The 3,628-nt window shown below is 52.6% G+C and carries 3 protein-coding genes and 1 pseudogene; all 4 read right to left on the bottom strand.

What is annotated here, in order from left to right; translation table 11 throughout:
* A partial coding sequence (locus tag IE038_RS23700) for a hypothetical protein (protein WP_189396398.1) occupies positions 1 to 585 on the bottom strand: 585 nt, incomplete at its 3' end.
* Between the two features lie 27 nt (positions 586 to 612).
* A complete protein-coding gene (locus tag IE038_RS23705; protein WP_189396399.1) occupies positions 613 to 1,392 on the bottom strand; it encodes a hypothetical protein in 780 nt (259 codons plus the stop codon).
* A gap of 65 nt (positions 1,393 to 1,457) precedes the next feature.
* Positions 1,458 to 2,240, bottom strand: coding sequence for a hypothetical protein (locus tag IE038_RS23710; protein WP_189396400.1), 783 nt, complete (start codon positions 2,238 to 2,240; stop codon positions 1,458 to 1,460).
* Positions 2,237 to 3,628, bottom strand: a pseudogene (locus IE038_RS23715) (T6SS effector BTH_I2691 family protein); the annotation flags it as partial. The gene IE038_RS23710 and the pseudogene IE038_RS23715, both read right to left, overlap by 4 nt.

Raw genomic sequence — 3,628 nt, forward strand, 5'->3', positions numbered from 1 at the left:
AAATTTAGACCACTCAAAGGTTCTCAGATGAAATATCGTGTGTACCCCACGATAGACTTTCGAGTTCATTGAGGCGCGCAACAGCATCACGTTGGCTGGCCCGATCACGGCATAAATCAGATAACTAGCGTCGCGGTCGAGGCTTGCCATGCAGGCAAAGAGAATCGCCGTAACAATCGCGAGACACGTCAAGAACCTCAGCGCCCACTCTGGAAAATTTTTCCACTCACAAAATTCTGCGCCAGATGCTGTAAAGCGGTAGGCGAAATTCATGCGCTGATGGGTCATGCACGAAGCAGTAAATGCCATGAGACAGAAAAAAAACACGCAGGACAGTGTTCTCCAAGGCTGATCAGTACCTTCATAGACATCATACATAATGAAGCACAATACCAAGGTAAAAAAAAGCATGAAAATAAACATCCCATTAGCAACAAAAGTGTTGTAGTTTCGCGCCTTGATCCTCCACTCCAGCAGCTCTGGTTCATCCCCATACTTCCACGTCAGTTGTGGCGGCAGTTCTCGTGGCGTGCCCCAGTTACCCAGCAGGGACTTCACGCCAGACAAAACTTCTGAAACCTTCATTTCGCCATCCCCTTTGGTATCAGAATGCTACGCCCTTTCAACTGACTGGAGACTACGCGTCAGTTCTGGAACCTGCTTTTCAAGAAACGCCAAGATAGTGTCAAACTCTCGCCGCCGCGCATACAGCGGCGCAGTGCTGATTTTACTGATGTTCAGATAGTTGTCATACCAAGCAAACTTCAAGCCGACCAATTTTTGCTTACGATCAACTTCTACCTCTGTAAACTCAGACCACTCAAAGGTTCTCAGATGAAATATCGTGTGTACCCCGCGATAATTTTTTGAGTTCATTGACGCGCGCAAAAGCATCATCTTCGCGGGCGCGATCACGGCATAGATCAGGAAGCTAGCGTCGCGATAGAGGCTTGCCATACAGGCAAAGATAATCGCCGAAATAATCGCGAGACACGTCAAGAATCTCAGCGCCCACTCTGGAAAATTTTTCCACTCACAAAACTCAGCGCCAGATGCTGTAAAGCGGTAGGCGAAGTTCATGCGCTGATGAGTCATGCTCAACACAGCTACCATCAATACAGAAAAAAACAAAAGAGCGCACAATGAGCGCATAGGCTCATCATACCTTTCAAAATTTGAGTACACAGAAAACCCAAACCAAACAGCAACAACCAGCCAGAAAACAAATAACCCATTAGCAATAACGGTATTATAGTTTCGCGCTTTTATCCTCCAGCCCAGCAGTTCAGACTCATGTGCATATTTCCACGTCAGCTGAGGCGGCAGTTCTCGTGGCCTGACCCAGTGGCTCAGCAGAGACTTCACGCTAGACAACCCTTCTAAAACCTTCATTTCGCCATCCCATCTGGCACCTGAAGCTTCACTCCGTACATGCTTACGTCTCCATAACCGGCGATTCAATCATCCCTGTCTATGGGTCGAGCGACACGCGGAAGATGTGGAAGCCGCTCATCGAAAAAGGCCAGCAGATGATCAAACTCGCGGCGCCTGGCAAACAACGGCGCGGTACCTAAAGAGTCTTTATTCATATAATAGTCATACCAGCCAAACTCCAAACCGACCAACGCTTGCTTCTTATCGATCACCACCAACGTAAACCTCGACCACTCATAGGTTCTGTGATGAAATTCCGTCTGCAAGTTGCGATAAGCTTTCGAGTTCATTGAAGCGCGCAACAGCATCACGTTGGCAGGCCCGATCACGGCATAGATCAGATAACCCGCGTCGCGGTAGAGGCTTGCCATGCAGGCAAAGAGAATCGCCGTAACAATCGCGAGACACGTCAAGAACCTCAGCGTCCACTCTGGAAAGTTTTTCCATTCACAAAATTCTGCGCCAGATGCTGTAAAACGATAGGCGAAATTCATGCGCTGATGGGTCATGCATACCGCAGGTATAGATATCAAGGCGAATACAAATACATGCGAGAGTGTTCTCCAAGGCTCTTTTATAAACTCGGATGAAAAATACAAAATCAGCGCAATCGCTAGCGCTATCATCAACATAACCAGCAATGCCAAGTTGGCAACCGTTGTATTGTAGTTCCTGGCCTTGATTCTCCAGCTCAGCAGTTCAGATTCATGTGCGTACTTCCACGTCAGTTGTGGCGGCAGTTCTCGAGGCGTGCCCCAGTTGCCCAGCTGGGACTTCACGCGAGACAAACCTTCTGAAACCTTCATTTCGCCATCCCCTCTGGCACCTGAAGGTTCAACCCGTAGAGGCTGTGTTTCTCCAACTTCTGTTCTTCAGGCAGCATGTCGGTGAACAGCGTATTTTTGCGCTCGGCCTCACTTAAGTCGTCGCGCAGCGCCACGCGGAACATGTAGCCACGGGCGTCTGCACGTTGATTGAGTGGTGGCGGGTAATGCACTTCCAGCTCCAGCGCTGTATTGCTCTTGGGTGTCGCCACCCATGCCTGCCACACGCGGTGTTGATCCTTGGCCCGATAGGCAAAATCGCTCTGTAATTGCTGGTCACCGGCGGCCTCTGGCAACTGCCCGGCCAACTCAGGATCAACCCAATGACCGCGCAGAAAGTGCTCATAGAGTGGGTCTTGCTGTGGCGTGTGGTAGACCGGCGTGCCTTCACTGTCGATCAGCACCGGTTGCAGCTGGACAATACTGCCCGCCAGCGTGGCGGGGAGCAGCAGTTGTACCCAGAACCCCAGGCAACGTTGTGGCCCACGGTCCGGGTAGGTGTACACCGCCCGGGCCCAGACGCTGGGCCGCTGCAGGATCTCCAGCAAGGCCATCAGCTGGGTTTTATGGCCGTCAATGCCCACCCAGGTCTCCTCCGGTGCCTTGCCCCAGCTGCAGCGGTACAGCCACAGGCGTAGGCCTTCGCGCTTGTAGCGATTGGCATGTGCCGAGATCAGTAAATAGGCCATACCGAGTGCGGCCAGAATCATGGTGACCGGTGAGGACATGATCCAGGCAAAGTTGAACCAATAACCCAGTACGGCGCCCACAAGCTGCAAACTAGCCATGCCTGCCATTACACTCAGGGTTCCGCGTTTTAGCGTTAGAAAATATCTCTCATCTTCACTACTGGCCCCCGCAATATCCTTGGACACCTGCCACGCCTCAACACCCGCAGCAATTGCACCAAGCGCCGCCCAGGTCGCGGTACGGGCAATCAATCGCTTGGCGGCATGCGCGAAGTCGATGTTGCCTTGAGCCAGCCATGCCCTGACGCCCGCTTTTGTAAGCTGTTTAATTTTTTCACGCAACGGCGCAAACATCCCCTGCGCCCGATTCCACCCCGGGCCCACGCACACGGCCATCATTGCGTTACCGGTATAGGCCGCATTGGCGGTCATCATCCGCAGTTCGCTGTTGTTGAACAGGCCGTCGGCACTCGCTTGTTCAAGGCTGTACAGGGTGTTCCAGACATTCAACCCGACCAGCATCAGCGGCAGCGACTGGCCGAAGTGCTTGCCCATCCATTCGCGGCTGCGGGCGTTGAAGCGCTCGCGCTGTTGGCTTTTGAGCCGGTGCTGGGCCAGGGCCTCTTTCTGCCCGAGGTCGCCCAGTTGTTCATGGAGGTGATCGACCTGCACGTTCAGGCG

Source organism: Pseudomonas laurentiana, assembly GCF_014648275.1.
Lineage (GTDB): Bacteria > Pseudomonadota > Gammaproteobacteria > Pseudomonadales > Pseudomonadaceae > Aquipseudomonas > Aquipseudomonas laurentiana.

Excerpts from the sequence above, each read along its gene's own strand:
- IE038_RS23710 (WP_189396400.1), bottom strand. The coding sequence starts at position 2,240 with ATGAAGGTTTCAGAAGGTTTGTCTCGCGTGAAGTCCCAGCTGGGCAAC.
- IE038_RS23705 (WP_189396399.1), bottom strand. The coding sequence starts at position 1,392 with ATGAAGGTTTTAGAAGGGTTGTCTAGCGTGAAGTCTCTGCTGAGCCAC.